The following is a 17949-nucleotide window of genomic DNA, read 5'->3' as shown; positions in this document are numbered from 1 at the left end:
CGGGCCACTGACAACCGGACCGGATCGGTCTTTGGAGTTCCTTGAGAGTCATGGGCGCGCCGTGTCCACGCACGCGTGGTGCCGCCAATCCTGTTGCCCAGGACCTGGGGGACCGACCGACCGACTAAGGGGAGTGTTGAGAGTGGCGGCATTGGCACGGTGGTGCTATCGGCACCGGCTGGTGGTCCTGTTGCTGTGGGTGGGGGCACTGTTCGGCCTGGGCTTCTCGGCCTCGGCCGCGGGCACGAACTACGCGAACGTGTTCTCCCTCCCCGACACGGATTCCAAGAGTGCGTACGACCTGATGGAGAAGGCCTTCCCGAACACCTCCGGGGACACCGACACGGTGGTGTGGAAGGTCGACCAGGGCTCGGCGAAGGACCAGGCGGTCCGGTCCCGCATCCAGCCCGCCCTCGACAAGATCGCGAAGATGCCCGGCGTCGGCGCGGTCACCAGCCCCTACGCGGGCGCGCAGGGCGCGGCCCAGGTCAGCGGCGACGGAAAGATCGCGTACGCCCAGCTGACCTTCGCCAAGCCCGCCAACGAGGTGCCCAAGGAACTGGTCCAGGACGTCCTGGACACCGCGCAGGGCGCCGAACGAAGCGGTCTTGAGGTCGAGTTGGGCGGCCAGGCGATCCAGCGCGTCCAGGAGCCGCCGCAGGGCCTGTCGGAGATGGTCGGCATCGTCGCCGCGGCCGCCGTGCTGTTCCTGGCCTTCGGGTCGTTCTTCGCGATGACGCTGCCGATCGCGATCGCCATCTTCGGTGTCGGCACGGGCCTGTTCTCCACCCAGCTCCTCAGCCACGTCACCGACATCCCCGACATCGCCCCGCTGCTCGCCTCCCTGATCGGCCTGGGCGTCGGCATCGACTACGCGCTGTTCATCGTGACGCGGCACCGGCGCGGCATCCAGAAGGGCATGGACCCGGAGGAGGCGGCGGTCACCGCGCTCAACACCTCCGGCCGGGCGGTGCTGTTCGCGGGCGGCACGGTCTGCATCGCGCTCGCCGGCATGCTCGTGACCCGGCTGCGGTTCCTGGACGGCGTGGTCATCGGCACCTCCCTCACGGTGGTGCTGAGCGTGCTGGCCGCGACGACCCTGCTGCCGGCCCTGCTGGGCCTGCTCGGACCGCGCGTGCTCGGCCGCCGCCAGCGGCGCCGGCTCGCGGAGAACGGGCCCGAGACCGAGTCGACGAGCAACCTCTCGGCCCGCTGGTCGATGAACGTGCAGAAGCGTCCCCGCCGGATCGCCGTGCTCGCCCTGGCCGTCATGGCCGTACTCGCCCTGCCCGTGCTGTCGCTGCGCCTGGGCGCCACCGACCAGGGCAACGACGACTCCTCGTCGACCACCAGGAAGGCGTACGACCTCCTCGCCGACGGCTTCGGGCCCGGCTTCAACGGGCCGCTCCAGGTGGTCACGGACGCCGGCGACACCACCGCCCTGGTCAAGGGCATCCAGGGCACCGAAGGCGTCGCCAAGGTGGTCGCGCTGCCGCCCGCGCAGGGCGTGACGGTGATCCAGGTCGTGCCGACCACGTCACCGCAGTCCAAGGAGACCGACGACCTGATCGACACCCTGCGGGACGACGTGATCCCGCAGGCCGACGTCACCGCGCACGTCGGCGGTGTGACGGCCGTGTCCAAGGACTTCGCGACGGTGACCGGCGAACGGCTGCCGCTGTTCATCGCGACCATCATCGGCCTGGGCTTCCTGCTCCTGCTGGTCGCCTTCCGGTCCCTGGTGGTCCCGTTGACGGCCGCCCTGATGAACCTGATCGCCGCGGCGGCCTCCTTCGGCGTCCTGGTGGCGATCTTCCAATGGGGCTGGGGCCTGGAACTGCTCGGCCTCGGCAAGGAGGGTCCGATCAACGCCTTCCTGCCGGTCATCATGCTGTCGCTGCTGTTCGGCCTCTCCATGGACTACCAGGTGTTCCTGGTCAGCCGGATGCACGAGGAGTGGGTGCACACCAGGGACAACGCGCGCGCGGTGCGCGTGGGCCTCGCCGAGACCAGCCGGGTCATCAACTCCGCCGCCCTCATCATGGTCTGCGTCTTCATGGCGTTCGTGCTCAGCGGCGACTCCGGTGCGGCGATGGCGGGTGTGGGACTGGCCGCCGCGGTGGCGCTCGACGCCTTCATCCTGCGTACGGCGCTGGTGCCGGCCGCGATGCACCTGCTCGGCAACTCCAACTGGTGGCTGCCGGAATGGCTGGAGAAGCGGCTGCCGCACCTCGCGGTCGAGCCCAAGGAGGACGGCGAAACGGGCGAGGCCAACGCGTCCTCGACGGCGGCCGACGGTCCCGCCTCCGCGGTGCACGGCTTCGTCCGCAGCCCGGACGGCGACGCGGTGGAGGGCGCGGCGGTCACGGTCCTGTCCAAGGGCGGACGCCAGCTGGACCGCGTGACGACCCTGGCCGACGGCTCGTACATCGTCTCGGTGCCGGGCCCCGGCGCCTATCTGCTCGCGGTCACCTCCGCGGCCCACGGCTCCCGGGCCAGGCACGTGATGGTGGCGGACGGGCCGCTCGTGTACGACGTCGAGCTGGCGGAGGACGAGGTGGACGCGGTCAACTGAGCCGCGCGTTCAGGGGCGCTCGTCCTCGGCCGGTTCCGAGGCGGGCGCCCCGCGCTTCTTCTTCGCCGGGTCGGGCAGCGCGTGGGTCATCCCCGGCAGGAAGTCCGTGAACAGCTCGTGCACCTCGAGGACGAGCGGCCGCAGCACCCGGAAGCGGGCCAGCGAGACCCCGCGCGCGGTGAGCCGGGCCCCGCGCTCGGCGAGCCGGTAACTCCGCTCACGCCCAGGCGTCCGGTCGAACACCCAGTACAGGACGAGCCCCATCTGCGAGAGCCACATCAACTCCGGGAGCGCGTCCCGCAGTTCGGGCGCCACCTTGGTCTTCGCGCCGGACAGCACCTCCTTGTGGACGCTGATCGCCTCCACGCGCGCGTGCTCGCTCTCCGGTGAGAACGGGCTGAGCGGGCTGTCCGGGTCGGCCGCGTTCTTGAAGAACTGCACCGCGAACTCGTGGTAGGGCGCGGCGATGTCCAGCCACACCTTCAGCACGCCCGCGAGCCGTGCCTCCAGGTCCCTCTCCCGGTCCAGGACCTCGCGGACCGCCACCTGGTGCTCGGCGGCGATCCGGTCGTAGAAGCCCTGGATCAGGTGCTCCTTGCCGGCGAAGTAGTAGTACGCGTTGCCGACGGAGACCCCCGCCTCCTTGGCGATCGCCCGCATCGTCGTCTTGTCGTAGCCGTGCTCCTGGAAGAGCCGCATGGCCGTCTCCAGGATCAGCGCGCGGGTCTGCTCGGACTTGCTGGGCACGCTGTCGCTCTGCGGAGCGCTGTCGTTCGTGGCGGACACGCACAGGAGCCTACGGGGTGCCCGACCGGTTACCGGCCACAGCCCGCGGCCTCCGGGCTCACCGACTGCGGCCCCGACTCACCGACTGCGGCCCAGCTCCGGGCGCTTGGTGTAGTCCGTGAACCCGATGACGTTGCCCCACGGATCGGCGGTCTCGACGGTCCAGCCGGTGGCGACCGAGAAGGGCTCGTCGAGGAGCGGGACCCCCGCCGAGCGCAGGGAGCGGGCGGCCGTGCGGGCGTCCGCCACCTCGATCCACAGCCGGGACGTCGGCCACGACGGCGGCCGGTGGCCCAGCGCCTCCTCCTGCCGCAGCAGGATCCCGGGCGTCTCGGCACCGACCTTCAGCAGGGCGATCCCGGCCTCGTCGAAGCGGAACGCCACGGCGAACCCGGCGCTCTCGTAGAAGCGCACGGCCTCGGCGAGGTCGCCGACGGGCAGCAGCGCGTTGTCGAATCCGAGCAGCTCGTACGACTGGTCATCTGACATGGCATCAGGTTAGGCGGAAGATCGGCCGGAAACCGTGATTGTCAGTGGCGGCCCCTACTGTCGGTCGCATGGCAATCGTGAGGTTCGTCGACGAGACGACTGCGGGGGAGCGGGGCGCCGGCTGGGAGCTGGAGGTCGCCGAGGAGCGGCTCACCGTGGGTGAGTTGATCAGGCGCCGGGTGTTCCAGGAGGTCGCCGAGTACAACGCGCGCATGCCCGGGGTGTTCCAGGGCCTGGTGCAGCCGGAGGACGCGGAGCGCGTGCTGAACGGGTACGCGTTGCGCACGCCCCGCCGGATAGACCCCGAAGTGCAGACCGGACTGGCGCTGAAGGCGTTCGCCGGGAACGGATTCCTGGTGCTGGTGGGGGACCGTCAGGTGACGGACGTGGCCGAGGAGATCGAGCTGCCGCTGGGCACCGAGGTGACGTTCCTGAAGCTCGTGGCGCTGGTGGGTGGCTGATGCGCTCTCCTCGCTCGCACCTGGACCGGCTGCGCAACCGCGTCGCCGTGTTCGACGCCGGCCGGGTGGCCGACGAGACCATGAAGATGGTGGCCTCCAGCCGCGGCTACTTCGGCCGCCCCGGCTGGAGCGAGGCCGTCGAGGAGCTGCGCGCGCTGCCGGTGGAGCGGCGCCGCGCGATGCTGCACGCGATGGCCGACCGCTTCCCCGCGCTCGGCGACGGACTGGACGCCCGCTGCGGTGCCATCTCCCTCACGATCCGCCTCTGCGAGGGCATCGACGACGACCCGCTGGCCGCCGAGCGCCGACGCGCGCTGGACGACCTCGGCCGCGTGCACTCCTTCTGGCACGCCTCCGGCTTCGAGTCCCTCGCCGAGCACGAACTCGCGCAGGGCCGCGCTCTCTCTCCGGCCCTCGTCGCCGTGGTCCGCCGCTCGGCCGTGGAGGCGTACCGCTCGAACGCCGTCGTCGACCTGGCGAAGCGGCTCACCGACCCCGCCCTCAACGTCGGCGAGGAGTGGGCCGAGCAGGCCCTGCGGGACGCCGACGGCCCCGACTGGCAGGCGCTGCTGCGGCACGCGGCGACGGCCACCGCCGCCAAGCCCACCGCCAGGTGGGACAAGCAGGCCCACGTGGTGATCGACGCCGTCGGCGCCGACCGCGTCCGCGAGACCGTGCCGGCCTGGTTCGCCCTCGTCGGCCGCCCGCGCACCCTCCCGCTCGACCGGCGCACCTACGAGCCCGACGTCAACAGCGCCTACGACCCCTACAACGCCAACGCGCTGCGCGGCCTGGCCTGGCTGCTCGCCCTCCTCCCGCCCCACCCGGACACCGCCCGCGCCCTGGGCGCCCTCGTGGAGACCTCCCTCAAGAAGGTCGCGGGCATGGGCCCGCGCAACCCGAAGGTCGCCAACGCGGGCGTGAACGCCCTCGCGCGCATCGACAGCGAGGCGGCCCTCGCCGAACTGGCCCGCCTCGCCGCCCGGGTGACGTACAAGGCCACCGCCAAGCTCCTCGACACGGCCCTGGAGACCCGCGCCGCCGCGCTCGGCCTGACCCGCGAGGAGATCGAGGAACTGGCCGTGCCGGCGTACGGCCTGACGGAGGTCGGACGCGCGAGCCACACCCTCGGCGAGTCGACGGCGATCCTCGAAGTCCAGGGCACGAAGGCGGTGTTGACCTGGCGGTCGGCGAGCGGCAAGCAGGTCAAGAGCGTCCCGGCGGGCGTCCGCCGCGACCACCAGGAAGCGCTCAAGGACCTCAAGGCCGCGGCCAAGGACATCGACAAGATGCTGTCGGCGCAGAGCGAGCGCCTGGACCGCCAGTTCCTGTCCCGCCGCACGTGGTCGTACGCGGCGTGGCGGACGCGCTACTTGGACCACCCGCTGGTGGGCACCCTGGCGCGCCGCCTCCTGTGGACGGTCGACGGACGGACGGTCGGCTACGCGGACGGCGAACTGCGCACCCTCACCGATACCCCCGTCACTCCTGTCGCTGAAGGCGCCGAAGTCACCCTCTGGCACCCGGTCGGCCACGACCCCGCCGAGACGATCGCGTGGCGCGACTGGCTGGAGCGGCACCGCGTCACGCAGCCGTTCAAGCAGGCCCACCGCGAGGTGTACCTGCTGACGGACGCCGAGCGCGCGACGGGCACGTACTCGAACCGCTTCGCGGCCCACATCCTGCGCCAGCACCAGTTCAACTCCCTGACCGCGGTCCGGGGTTGGCGCAACAAGCTGCGCCTGATGGTGGACGACGAGGCACCGCCGGCGACGCGCGAACTGCCCCAGTGGGGCCTGCGGGCGGAGTACTGGATCAGCGGCGAGGGCCAGGAGTACGGTGCCGACACCACGGAGTCCGGCTCCTTCCTCCGCCTGCGCACCGACCAGGTCCGCTTCTACCCGCTGGACGCCCCGCAGAACTCGGCGCACTGCTGCGGCGGCGACTACCGCATGTGGCTCCGGGACGGCGAGGACCCCTCAGCCCCTGTTCCCCTCACCGACATCCCGCCCCTGGTCCTCTCCGAAGTCCTGCGGGACGTCGACCTGTTCGTCGGCGTGGCGAGCGTCGGCAACGACCCGGCCTGGCAGGACGGCGGGCCGGCCGGCCGCTTCCACGAGTACTGGTCGTCGTACAGCTTCGGCGCCCTCAACGAGAGCGCCAGGACCCGCCGCGCCCTCCTGGAACGCCTGGTCCCCCGCCTCGCGATAGCCGACCGCTGCACCCTGGAGAGCCGCTTCCTGCACGTCAAGGGCGAACGCCACACCTACAAGATCCACCTCGGCTCGGGCAACATCCTCATGACCCCGAGCGGCCAGTACCTGTGCATCGTCCCCAAGTCCAGCCCCGCGGTCCCGGAGTCGGGTTACCTGCCCTACGAGGGCGACCGGATGCTGGCGGTGATCCTGAGCAAGGCGATGCTGCTGGCGGACGACACGAAGATCACGGATCCGTCGATCCTCAGTCAGCTGTGAGGGTCACATGGCACTCAGCGAGCGGGCGTAGTTGATCTGACCCATGACCGCGGGAAAGGTGTGCGGCCCGAAGGCCGGGATCATCGTCGAGTGGTGCCGGCCCGCGCTCGTCACGGAGACCTGGATGAAGCCAGTGGTCCGCTTCTCCTTCATCAGGAGGAAGAAGAGACCGAGGAGACAGACAATGAAGAAGATGATCGCGAGCACGATGGCGACCGTCGGTATCTTCTCCTCGGTGTGCGACATGTCGGTGGCGTTCCACACCGCACCACGGAGGGGGAGGGCGCCGGCGGGCGTGATGATCTGGTCGCCCATGACGGTGATGTCCCCGATGGACACCAGCGGGGCGCCGCCCATGGGTGCCGGAGCTCCAGGCTGCTGCGGGTAGCCGTACGCCGGACCGGGCCCGGGATATCCGTAGCCGGGCGGCGGTGTGGTGGGAGGTTGACCGGGACCCCACTGGGGGTTCCCGCCCTGGTACGGATTCGGCTCACTCATGGTGTTGTCCCCCGTTGTTCCAGCCGTGTCGCGTCAGGTTATTGGGTCGGTCCGCCGTCCTGCCAGCGGAAGGGCCGTTCCCCCCGACTCCGGGAGGAACGGCCCTGAGTTGCTGTCGACGGTCGGTCAGAACCGCCGAGTGATCAGCGCCCTCTTCACTTCCTGGATCGCCTTGGTGACCTCGATGCCTCGGGGGCAGGCGTCCGTGCAGTTGAAGGTGGTGCGGCAACGCCACACGCCGTCGCGGTCGTTGAGGATCTCCAGGCGCTGTTCTCCCGCCTCGTCACGCGAGTCGAAGATGAAGCGGTGGGCGTTGACGATGGCCGCCGGGCCGAAGTACTGGCCGTCGTTCCAGAAGACCGGGCACGAGGACGTGCACGCGGCGCACAGGATGCACTTCGTGGTGTCGTCGAAGCGCTCGCGGTCCTCGGCCGTCTGGAGACGCTCGCGCGTCGGCTCGTTCGTGTCCTTGGTGATCAGGAACGGCATCACGTCCCGGTACGCCTGGAAGAACGGGTCCATGTCCACGACCAGGTCCTTCAGGACCGTCAGACCCTTGATCGGCTCGACCGTGATCGGCTTCTCGGGGTTGAGGTCCTTGATCAGGGTCTTGCAGGCGAGACGGTTCTTGCCGTTGATCCGCATCGCGTCCGAACCGCAGATGCCGTGCGCGCACGAGCGGCGGAAGGTCAGCGTGCCGTCGATGTCCCACTTGATCTTGTGGAGACCGTCGAGCACGCGCTCCTTGGGGTCGATCTCCAGCTGGAAGTCCTCCCACGTCGCTTCCGCCGAGACCTCGGAGTTGAAGCGACGGATGCGGAAGGTGACCGTGATGTAGGGGGAGTCGGCGAAGCCGGGCTCGGGCTGGCCGGCCGCTTCCGCCTTGTCCAGAACAGGGGTAGCCATCAGTACTTACGCTCCATCGGCTGGTAGCGGGTCTGGACGACCGGCTTGTAGTCGAGACGGATGGACTCGGTGCCGTCGTCGCCGACCTCGCGGTACGCCATGGTGTGGCGCATGAAGTTGACGTCGTCGCGGTTGGGGTAGTCCTCGCGGTAGTGACCGCCGCGGGACTCCTTGCGGGCGAGCGCGGAGACCGCCATGACCTCGGCGAGGTCCAGGAGGTTGCCGAGCTCGATCGCTTCCAGCAGGTCCGTGTTGAAGCGCCGGCCCTTGTCCTGGATCGAGACGTTGCGGTAGCGCTCGCGCAGCTCCGCGATCTTCTCGACCGCCGTCTTGATCGTCTGCTCGGTGCGGAACACCATGACGTTCGCGTCCATGCACTCCTGCAGCTCACGCCGCAGGACCGCCACACGCTCGGTGCCCGTGGAACTGCGCAGGTGCTCGACCTGGTCGACGACCTGCTGCGCCGGGTTCTCCGGCAGCTCGACGTACGACGCCTTCTGGCTGTACTCCGCCGCCGCGATGCCCGCCCGGCGCCCGAACACGTTGATGTCCAGGAGGGAGTTGGTGCCGAGACGGTTCGCGCCGTGGACGGACACACAGGCGACCTCGCCGGCGGCGTACAGGCCGGAGACGACGGTCGTGTTGTCGCTCAGCACCTCGCCCTCGACGTTGGTCGGGATGCCGCCCATGGCGTAGTGCGCGGTGGGCTGGATCGGGATCGGGTCCGTGTACGGCTCGATACCGAGGTAGGTGCGCGCGAACTCCGTGATGTCGGGCAGCTTCGCGTCCAGCTGCTCCGGCGGGAGGTGCGTGAGGTCGAGGTAGACGTGGTCGCCCTCAGGACCGCAACCCCGGCCCTCGCGGATCTCCGTGTAGATGGACCTCGACACCACGTCTCGCGACGCCAGGTCCTTCATCACCGGCGCGTACTTCTCCATGAAGCGCTCGCCGTCCTTGTTGCGCAGGATGCCGCCCTCACCGCGGGCGCCCTCCGTCAGCAGGATGCCCATGCGCCAGATGCCGGTCGGGTGGAACTGGAAGAACTCCATGTCCTCCAGCGGCAGCCCGCGCCGGTACACCGCGGCCTGGCCGTCACCGGTCAGCGTGTGCGCGTTCGACGTCACCTTGAAGAACTTGCCGGTGCCGCCGGACGCGTAGATCACGGCCTTCGCCTGGAAGACGTGGATCTCGCCGGTCGCCAGCTCGTACGCGACCACGCCCGCCGACCGCTTGACGCCGTCGACCTCGGTGATCAACTGGTCGAGGACGTAGAACTCGTTGAAGAACTCCACGCCCTCCTTGACGCAGTTCTGGTACAGCGTCTGGAGGATCATGTGGCCGGTGCGGTCGGCCGCGTAGCAGGACCGGCGGACCGGGGCCTCGCCGTGGTTGCGGCTGTGACCGCCGAAGCGGCGCTGGTCGATCGTGCCGTCGGGCGTCCGGTTGAACGGCAGGCCCATCTTCTCCAGGTCGAGGACCGAGTCGATGGCCTCCTTCGCCAGGATCTCGGCGGCGTCCTGGTCGACCAGGTAGTCACCGCCCTTGACCGTGTCGAAGGTGTGCCACTCCCAGTTGTCCTCCTCCACGTTGGCCAGCGCGGCGGCCATGCCGCCCTGCGCGGCGCCCGTGTGGGAGCGGGTGGGGTAGAGCTTCGTCAGGACCGCGGTGCGGCTGCGCTTCGTGGACTCGATGGCGGCGCGCATACCGGCGCCGCCCGCGCCCACGATGACGGTGTCGTATTTGTGGATCTTCATCAGGAATTCCTCAGTCCCTCAGCCCGGCGGCCTAGCGGATGTTCGGGTCGAAGGTGAAGATCACCAGCGTGCCCAGCAGGATGGTGAACACCGTGGCGGTGTAGAGCAGGCCCTTGAGCCACAGCCGGGTGTTCGCGCGCTCCGCGTAGTCGTTGATGACCGTGCGCAGGCCGTTGGCCCCGTGCAGCATCGCCAGCCACAGCATCAGCAGGTCCCAGACCTGCCAGAACGGCGAGGCCCAGCGGCCGGCCACGAAGGCGAAGCCGATCTTGGAGACACCGCCGTCGAGGACCAGCTGGATCAGCAGGTGACCCAGGACCAGGACGACCAGCACCACGCCGGACAGGCGCATGAACAGCCAGCCGTACATCTCGAAGTTGCCCCGGGTGGACTTGGGGGTCTTCTTGGTGCGCTGGCGCGGGGCCTCGATCAGAGGCGCGGGGTTGTCGACGTTGAAGAGGGACTCGCCCTCGACAGGGCCGACACCGGAGGCGGGGGATTCAGTGGTGGCCATCGGTGTCAGCTCCCGAACAGTTCACGAGCGGCGTGGCCGAGGACGGGGTAGATCGCCCCGAGCATCAGCACGACCCAGATGCCCACGACGGACCAGAGCATCTGCTTCTGGTAGCGCGGGCCCTTCGACCAGAAGTCGACGGCGATGACGCGCAGGCCGTTGAGCGCGTGGAAGAGGATGGCGGCGACGAGGCCGTACTCCAGGCACGCGACGAGCGGGGTCTTGTACGTGGCTACGACCTTGTCGTAGTCCTCGGGGGAGACACGGACGAGAGCGGTGTCCAGCACGTGAACGAACAGGAAGAAGAAGATGAGGACGCCGGTGACTCGATGAGCCACCCAGGACCACATTCCTTCCCGGCCGCGGTACAGCGTTCCAGCCGGCACGGAAGTCCCTCCGGGAGCGGGGATTGGGGCCGCGCCGGCTTGTGCGGTCGGTGGGCCCGGCCGGGTACGGTCCACCGGCCCTCAGCATCGTAGCGACGCACTGCCGCTCGGCTTACGCCGGGCCTACCTGTGTGATCAAAGTGGCACGCGTATGGGTGAGCTTTGCGGCTTCCGGGGTGGTTGGTTCTCTTATGTGCCGGGCGCGGCGCCGTGGGGGCTGGTCGCGCCCCGCGGCGGAGCCGCACATGTCACAGCCCCGCGCCCTTGACGGCATGCACCAACCGTTGCCTTGCCAGGCGCCGGAGTTCCTCCGACGCCACCGCCCGTTCCTCCTCCGGATCGTTTGTCAAACGTGACCGGATGCCTTCGAGAATGTGGTCCAGGCACTGGCGCGGTGGGGTGTCGCCCAGGTAGACGACGAAGGCGTGGCCGAAGCGGGCCTCGTAGGCCGCCTGGGCCGCGCTCAGTGCCGTGTGGGCGGCCGAGTACGTGTCCTCGGGCAGCGTGGGCAGGGTCTCCGCGGCCAGCGCCTCCGAGAGGTCCGTCGACGAGAGGTCGTACGCCGCCTCGTCCGATGCCGCCAGCAGGGAATCGACGTCCGGGTACGGGCGATGGGCCGCCACCCGGTCCGCCCAGCGGTGGCTGCGCAGGCAGGTCAACAGGAGGGTGCGGGCGTCGTCGTCGGGGGCGCCGTTGAAGGCGTCCAGGACGGTGGGCAGCGCCGGTATGCCGACTCGGCCAGGAAGGTGTGTGGGCGTCACGTGGGTTTCGGCAGTTTCGGCAGAGGAAGCGAGGGAAGCTGAGAGAGCAGCGCAAACTGTGAAAGGTGTGTCGTCACGTTATCGAGCGAGAGCGTGACGTGTCCGACGGATGCCCGAATTTCACCCGCACGGGAGAGTTTCGGAACGTGTGGTGGACACATCGCGCCCCCGAGGGGACTTAGGTTGGCGCTGTGAGCCAGCACAGGCGCCGGCCTCCGGCGCAGAAGGTCAAGCACAGGCGGATGATCGTCGCGGGCGCGTTCGCCGGGACGGTCGCGCTCGGGATCGGCCTCGGTTTCTGGGCCTCCGGCGACGAGAGCGGACCCGCCGGGGCGGCGCGCACACAACAGCCCTCCGACGCCAGGTCGGGCCTGACGCCCGGCGCGTCCCGGGAGTCGAGTCCCAGTCCGACGCCTACGCGCTCGTACGCCCTCTCGCAGGCCCCCAGGACGATCCCCGCCGTGCGCTCCCACACCGCGGCACGGGGTCCCGGCTGGCGTCCGGTGCGCGGTGAGCGCGTGGTCGTGGGCGATGCCGAACTGGCCGACGAGGGGCGCCTGATCGCCGGTGAGCTGGGGCTGACGTACGCCGGGGAACAGGACGACGTGCGCGCCGGGGACGTACGCCTCGCGCTGAACGACGACGAGGGGGCCGATCCGGAGTCGTACGCCATGACCGTGCGCGGCGGTCGGGTGAACATCAGCGGGCCCGCGGACTCGGGCGTGTTCTACGGGACGCGGACGCTCAAGCAGGAGGTGCACGGCGGCGGGACCGCGCCCGAGGGGGTCGTGCGGGACGAGCCGGCCAAGCAGGTGCGCGGGTTCATGCTGGACATCGCGCGCAAGCCCTTCACCGCGGCCTGGATCGAGGACCGGGTGCGGGAGCTGGGGGACCTGAAGTTCAACGAACTGGGGCTGCACTTCTCCGACGACCAGGGATTCCGGATCGCCTCCGACAGCCATCCCGAGATCGTGTCCAAGGACCATCTGACCAAGGCCCAGGTCACGAGGATCGTCGAGCTCGCCGCGAGCCGGCACATCACCGTCGTGCCCGAGATCGACTCGCCCGGACATCTGGGCGCGGTCATCGTCGCGCATCCGGACCTTCAGTTGCGCAACACACAGGGTGTCGCCTCGCGCGGGGCCGTGGACATTTCCAAGCCGGCCGCCGCCGAGATCGTCGACGACCTGCTGAACGAGTACGCCGGGCTCTTCCCCGGCGGGCAGTGGAATCTCGGCGGTGACGAGTACCAGGCGTTGACCGTCTCCAGTCCCGCCGCCGCCTATCCGCAGCTCGCCACCGCCGCCCGGGCGGCCTACGGCTCCGGCGGGACCGTCGCCGACCTGACCACGGGCTGGCTCAACGACCGCGCCGACACCGTCCGCGCCCACGACCGCACGATGCGCGCGTGGAACGACGGCTTCTTCGCCGGTACGTCCGTGCCGGCGGCCAAGGACCTGCGGGTCGGGTACTGGACGGGCAAGGAGATCGGGGCGCGGCTGCCGGTGGAGTACCTGAGCGCCGGGCGGAAGGTCGTCAACTACAACGACGAGTTCCTCTACTACGTCCTCGGGGAGCCGAACACCTTCGTCTATCCGACCGGGCAGCGGATCTACGAGCGGTGGACCCCGCTCGTCGTGCGCGGCACGCAGGCGGTGCCCTCGAAGTACGACGGGCAGATCCTCGGCGGGTCCTTCGCCGTCTGGTGCGACCTCGCCAACTCCCAGACGCAGAACCAGGTCGCGGCCGGCATCAGGATGCCGTTGCGCGCCACGGTCCAGAAACTGTGGGATCCGCGGCGGCCGGCCCAGTCCTGGACGCAGTTCAAGGCTCTTGCCGACAAGCTGGGGTGATCCCAGGATAGGGCTGTGAACTGACGTACGGCTGGGGTGTGTTCGGCGCGGGCCGAAGCCAAGAGGGCGCGGGCCGACGCCAAGAAACCGTGGGGGAACGGGACATGGGCTACTGGGGGTATTACGTCGTGGGCCGCAGCGAGCGGCCGCTGGCGGAGCTGGACGCGCTGGCCGACGCCGAGGGGATGGTGCTGCGGGAGTCGGCGCCCGAGGGCTGGCAGGTGTGGGAGTACCCGAGCGGCGACGGCGAGGTCGGCAGCATGAACGTGCTGGCCAGGGAGACCGGCGCCCCCGCCCTCTTCGGGTACGTCATGGACAGCACGGCCGTGGTCGTCGAGGCGGCGGGGCCCAGGAGCGGGGCGTGGACGACGTGTCTGGCGCGGGCCGCGATGGCCGGGTACCTCGGTGCGGGCAACGACGGACTCACCGTGGAGGACTACTTCCTGGACCCCCGTGACGCCGCAGAGCGGGCCGTCGCCTGGGCCGCCGAGGCCGGGCACGACGTGCCCGACGAGCCGCTGGTCGACGTACTGACGGCCGACCCCGACCCGCTCGCCGAGAACCTCTTCTTCCGGTTGCTGGACCGGCTGGGTGTCGTGCCGCTCTGACCTGTGCGGAGCCGCCATGACCCCGCTCCGGCCCTCCGTGGGCTCGGCAAAAACAGCGTAATAAGAGACGCGACCGTTCCCAAAGCTGGACCGGCGGGAGCACGATGGCCGCATGGCCGACAATCGTCGTTGGTGGGCGCTGGTAGTCATCGCCCTAGCCCAGTTGATGGTCGTGCTCGACATGACCATCGTCAACATCGCCCTGCCGTCCGCCCAGGCCGACCTGCACATGTCGGACGGGAACCGGCAGTGGGTGATCACCGCGTACACCCTGGCCTTCGGGGGACTGCTGCTGCTCGGTGGCCGGGTCTCCGACCTCGCCGGGCGGCGCAACACGTTCATGATCGGACTGCTCGGCTTCGCCGCCGCGTCCGCGCTGGGCGGGGCCGCCGCCAACTCCGGGATGCTGTTCGGGGCGCGCGCTCTTCAGGGCGTGTTCGCCGCGCTGCTCGCGCCCTCCGCGCTGTCGCTGCTCGCGACGACGTTCACCGATCCCAAGGACCGCGGCAAGGCCTTCGGCATCTTCGGCGCCATCATCGGCGCGGGCGCCGCGGTCGGTCTGCTCGCGGGCGGCTTCCTCACCGAGTACCTGGACTGGCGCTGGTGCCTGTACGTCAACGTGCCCATCGCGCTGGTCGCGTTCGCGGGCGCCCTGACCCTGCTCCAGCCCGGCGAACGCCACCCGGGCGGCCGCCTCGACGTGCCGGGCGCGCTGCTCGGCTCGGCCGGGATGCTCTCCGTCGTCTACGGCTTCTCCGAGGCGGAGTCCAGGAGTTGGAGCGACGGGCTGGTGCTCGGGCTGCTCGGCGGCGGGGTCGTACTGCTCGGCGCGTTCGGCTTCTGGCAGACCCGGGCGCGGGTGCCCCTGCTGCCGATGTCGGTGGTCAAGGACCGGCAGCGGGTGGGCGCGTTCCTGACCGTGCTGCTGGTGACGATCGGGATGTTCGGCGTCTTCCTCTTCCTGACCTACTACATGCAGGGCGTCCTCGGGTACTCGCCGGTGAAGACCGGTGTCGCCTATCTGCCCATCACCGTCGGCATGGTCGTCGGCTCGACCCAGATCGCGGCCCGGCTGCTGAACAAGGTGCCGCCGCGCGTGCTGATCGTGCCGGGGCTGCTGATCGCGGCCGGCGCGCTCGCGCTGATCGCCCAGGTGGGCGTGGAACCCGCGTACGCCTCGCACATCCTGCCCGGGATGCTGATGCTCGGCCTCGGCATGGGCACCGCGATGATGACGTCCGTGTCCCTGGCCACCGGCAGTGTGGCGCCGCGGGACGCCGGTGCCGCCTCCGCCACCTTCAACACCGCCCAGCAGGTGGGCGGTTCGATCGGTACGGCGCTGCTGAACACGATCGCCGCGACGGTGACGGCGCGCTATCTGACGGCCCACGCCGGACCGGGCGTCGACGCCCGGGAGTTGGCGGCGAAGGCCTCCGTGCACGGCTTCAACGTCGCCACCTGGTGGGCGATGAGCGCGCTGCTGCTGGGTGCGCTGATCGCCGGCGTGGTCGTGAACGCGGACCGGGCGCCCACCCCCCAAGGTGCGGGGGAGCAGGCGCCCAAGTCGCTGGAGGACGTGGCTACTTGAGCTGGTCGAAGTAGCCCGGTCCCCCTCGAACTACTTGATGTACACCAGGCCGTCCGTCGTGATCGTCGGGCGGCCACTGGTGCCCACCACGACGACCTTGACCGTGTGCTTGGCACTGGCGGACCAGCTCTTCGTCCAGATCGCCTGGCGGTAGCTGGTGGTGGCGGACTTCAGGTCCACGGTCGCCACCTTGGCGCCGTCGACGTACACGTACGCCTGTCCCGAGGTCGACGCCCGCGAGACCACCCAGGACGCCGAGCGCCCGGTGAACGTCCAGGTCAGGCTCGCGTTCTTCGAACCGCTGGAGTACGACTTCCCGCCGAGGTAGCTGGTGGACGAACGGCTGGTCCAGGTACCGGTCTTCGTCGCCGAGGTCTCCTGGAGGATCAGCGGCGTGAAGGACGGCGAGGACGTGCGGGTGTTGCCTGCGAAGTCGGTCGCCCGCATCGACCAGACGGACGCGGAGCCGGACTTGGCCGTGCGGCTGGACGTCGTGGTGGTCGGGCCGAAGGTGGCCGTCGCCGGGGTCAGCAGGTCGACCGCCTTCAGGGCCTGCGCGTCGGTGGCCTTCCAGCCGAGGGTGACCGGGACGGCGGTGGTGCTGACCGTGCCGGTGCGCAGGGTGAGTTTCGGGGCCGTGGTGAACGTCGGCAGGGTCGTCTCCGCGACGAAGGCGAGGGCCGCCGTGGTCGTCGTCTTGCCCGACTGGTGCGTGGCCCGCACGGTGACCTTGTGACTGCCCAGGGCGAGCGTGGTCTTGGCGGAGGTGGCCGTACCGGCGGTGGTGGCGACCACCTTGCCGTCGACCAGCAGATCGAACTTCGAGATGAGCGAAGTCGGCGTGCTGGTCGACCAGTTCACCGTGACGGCGCCCTTGGTGTAGTACGTCGTGCCCGACTTGCCCGCGCCGGTCACCGTGCCGGTCTTCAGGTCCTGCACCGGACCGGCCGCCTGGGTGCGGATGGCCGGCAGCTGGGCGTAGAGCGAGGTGCCCGGGCACTCGGTGGCGTAGCCGTCGCGGTGCGCGGAGATCCGGTTGAAGGTGTAGGCCTGGCCGGCGGTGAACTTCGTACCGGTGTAGCTGTCCTGCGTCGCGCCCGCCGTCAGCTGCACCGTGCCGGCCGGGTCGGCGCCGTACTGGCCGAGCTTCCAGGCCGCGATGCGGGCGACCGAGGTCAGGGCCGCGCTGCTCGCCCCGGCGGTGGTGTAGTTGCCGAGCACGGCGATGCCGGTGGACTCACGGTTCCAGCCGTAGGTGTGGGCACCGAGCACCGGCAGGTCGACGCCGCCCTTGCGGCCCTCGAAGATCGTGCCGCACTTGTCGACCAGGAAGTTGTAGCCGATGTCGTTCCAGCCGTTGGTCTGCACGTGGTACGTGTAGATGCCCCGGACGATGGCCGCCGAGTCGGCGCACGAGTAGTCGTTGGAGCCGTCCGTGTGGTGCACGAACACGGCCTTCACGTCGGGGTTGTACTCCGAGGGGTCCTTGCTGATCGACTCGTCCGCGCCCCAGCCGGCCCGTGTGGTGATCGGCGGCTCGGGCACGGTGGACGGCGGCGGGGTGGGCGTCGCCGAGGGGGTGGCGGTCGGGGTCGCGGTGGTGGTCGGCGACGCGGTGGTGGTCACGGTGGCGGAGGGGCTCGCGTCCGCGACGAACGCGGCCGGCTCGGCCTTCTGCTCCGCGGGCGTCACCACGCCCGGGTCGACCAGGTTGACCTCGAGTCCCTTGGGCAGTCCGGCACTTGTGCTGCCGTCCTCGTGGACGACCTGCACCTGCACGCCGTCCGAGGGGCCCACCCACAGGGGCTCCGAGGCGCCACGGGCCCCGGCGCGCTCCTCGGGGTCCTCCACCGGGTCGACGTTCGTCTCCAGGTCCTGCCAGGCCGTCCACGCGCCGGTGTCGGTGCTGCGGGTGCGCACCTGGGCCGTGCCGTCCAGGTCCTTGGTCGCGCCCGTCCAGGAGACGCCGAGCAGCGAGAACTGCTTGGTCTCCGTGCGCGCCAGCTCGCGCTTGCCGGTCGCGGTGTTCTTCAGCGTCAGGTCGTAGACCTTCGCGGGCCGCTTGGCCTGTCCGTCCGCCGCGCCCTCGGCCGACGGGCTGGCGATGGCGTAGGACGCCAGGCCTCCGCCGCCCAGGACCACGGCGCCCAGGGTCAGCCAGGCCCGGCGTTTCATGCTCAGCGGTCTGTACGCATGGGACGTACGACGACTCACCACGTGTTCCCCACCCCGAAGAAGGCCCGAAGGCCACAGAAGTCATAAGAAAGTCACAGAAACCGCACCCGTCACACAGGTG

General features: G+C 70.1%; 15 protein-coding genes. 6 read left to right on the top strand and 9 right to left on the bottom strand.

Features of this window, described 5'->3' with window-relative positions; genetic code table 11:
• Positions 1-151 precede the first annotated feature (151 nt).
• Complete coding sequence (locus ACIP6U_RS06635) at positions 152-2575, top strand: MMPL family transporter (protein WP_401714416.1); 2424 nt, start codon at positions 152-154, stop codon at positions 2573-2575.
• 9 nt (positions 2576-2584) lie between these two features.
• Here ACIP6U_RS06635 and ACIP6U_RS06630 read toward each other — a convergent pair whose 3' ends face one another.
• Both ACIP6U_RS06630 and ACIP6U_RS06625 read right to left on the bottom strand, forming a co-directional pair.
• Positions 2585-3361, bottom strand: coding sequence for a TetR/AcrR family transcriptional regulator (locus ACIP6U_RS06630; RefSeq protein WP_401713759.1), 777 nt, complete (start codon positions 3359-3361; stop codon positions 2585-2587).
• 78 nt (positions 3362-3439) lie between these two features.
• Positions 3440-3850 carry a VOC family protein gene (locus ACIP6U_RS06625; RefSeq protein ID WP_401713757.1) on the bottom strand — a complete coding sequence of 137 codons (411 nt, stop codon included), beginning with the start codon at positions 3848-3850 and terminating at the stop codon, positions 3440-3442.
• A gap of 68 nt (positions 3851-3918) precedes the next feature.
• Between ACIP6U_RS06625 and ACIP6U_RS06620 the strand changes: the two genes are divergently transcribed.
• Positions 3919-4311, top strand: a complete 393-nt coding sequence (locus ACIP6U_RS06620; protein WP_401713756.1) for a hypothetical protein — start codon at positions 3919-3921, stop codon at positions 4309-4311.
• Positions 4311-6785, top strand: coding sequence for a DUF4132 domain-containing protein (locus tag ACIP6U_RS06615; protein ID WP_401713754.1), 2475 nt, complete (start codon positions 4311-4313; stop codon positions 6783-6785). The genes ACIP6U_RS06620 and ACIP6U_RS06615 overlap by 1 nt, the downstream gene beginning before the upstream one ends.
• A gap of 3 nt (positions 6786-6788) precedes the next feature.
• On the opposite strand, the gene ACIP6U_RS06610 is transcribed toward ACIP6U_RS06615, so the two are convergent.
• From ACIP6U_RS06610 to ACIP6U_RS06585, 6 genes are all read right to left on the bottom strand, one after another.
• Entirely contained in the window at positions 6789-7283 is a 495-nt protein-coding gene (locus ACIP6U_RS06610) for a hypothetical protein (protein ID WP_401713752.1), read from the bottom strand.
• 126 nt (positions 7284-7409) lie between these two features.
• Positions 7410-8189 carry a succinate dehydrogenase iron-sulfur subunit gene (locus ACIP6U_RS06605; RefSeq protein ID WP_123998168.1) on the bottom strand — a complete coding sequence of 260 codons (780 nt, stop codon included), beginning with the start codon at positions 8187-8189 and terminating at the stop codon, positions 7410-7412.
• Positions 8189-9943, bottom strand: a complete 1755-nt coding sequence (gene sdhA / locus ACIP6U_RS06600) for a succinate dehydrogenase flavoprotein subunit (RefSeq protein ID WP_401713750.1) — start codon at positions 9941-9943, stop codon at positions 8189-8191. Before sdhA ends, ACIP6U_RS06605 begins: the two co-directional genes overlap by 1 nt.
• A 31-nt stretch (positions 9944-9974) precedes the next feature.
• Positions 9975-10457, bottom strand: coding sequence for a succinate dehydrogenase hydrophobic membrane anchor subunit (locus ACIP6U_RS06595; protein ID WP_401713748.1), 483 nt, complete (start codon positions 10455-10457; stop codon positions 9975-9977).
• Positions 10458-10462: 5 nt separating this feature from the next.
• The gene (sdhC, locus tag ACIP6U_RS06590; protein WP_123998165.1) at positions 10463-10843 is read right to left on the bottom strand and encodes a succinate dehydrogenase, cytochrome b556 subunit; all 381 of its coding nucleotides are present in this window, start codon (positions 10841-10843) and stop codon (positions 10463-10465) included.
• 248 nt (positions 10844-11091) lie between these two features.
• The gene (locus ACIP6U_RS06585) at positions 11092-11604 is read right to left on the bottom strand and encodes a 2-oxo-4-hydroxy-4-carboxy-5-ureidoimidazoline decarboxylase (protein ID WP_401713746.1); all 513 of its coding nucleotides are present in this window, start codon (positions 11602-11604) and stop codon (positions 11092-11094) included.
• Positions 11605-11846: 242 nt separating this feature from the next.
• Here ACIP6U_RS06585 and ACIP6U_RS06580 point away from each other — a divergent pair, with 242 nt between their 5' ends.
• From ACIP6U_RS06580 to ACIP6U_RS06570, 3 genes are all read left to right on the top strand, one after another.
• Positions 11847-13457, top strand: a complete 1611-nt coding sequence (locus ACIP6U_RS06580) for a family 20 glycosylhydrolase (protein WP_401714415.1) — start codon at positions 11847-11849, stop codon at positions 13455-13457.
• A gap of 104 nt (positions 13458-13561) precedes the next feature.
• Positions 13562-14065 (top strand): hypothetical protein, encoded by a 504-nt coding sequence (locus ACIP6U_RS06575; protein WP_401713745.1) that lies wholly within the window; start codon positions 13562-13564, stop codon positions 14063-14065.
• A gap of 112 nt (positions 14066-14177) precedes the next feature.
• Positions 14178-15653 carry an MFS transporter gene (locus ACIP6U_RS06570; RefSeq protein WP_401713743.1) on the top strand — a complete coding sequence of 492 codons (1476 nt, stop codon included), beginning with the start codon at positions 14178-14180 and terminating at the stop codon, positions 15651-15653.
• Between the two features lie 30 nt (positions 15654-15683).
• Here ACIP6U_RS06570 and ACIP6U_RS06565 read toward each other — a convergent pair whose 3' ends face one another.
• Positions 15684-17828: a peptidoglycan recognition protein gene (locus ACIP6U_RS06565; RefSeq protein WP_401713741.1), complete on the bottom strand. Its 2145-nt coding sequence runs from the start codon at positions 17826-17828 to the stop codon at positions 15684-15686.
• Positions 17829-17949: the final 121 nt, after the last annotated feature.

Source organism: Streptomyces sp. NPDC088794 (genome assembly GCF_044750545.1).
Taxonomy (GTDB): domain Bacteria; phylum Actinomycetota; class Actinomycetes; order Streptomycetales; family Streptomycetaceae; genus Streptomyces.
This window is presented reverse-complemented; position numbering and strand designations above follow the sequence as displayed.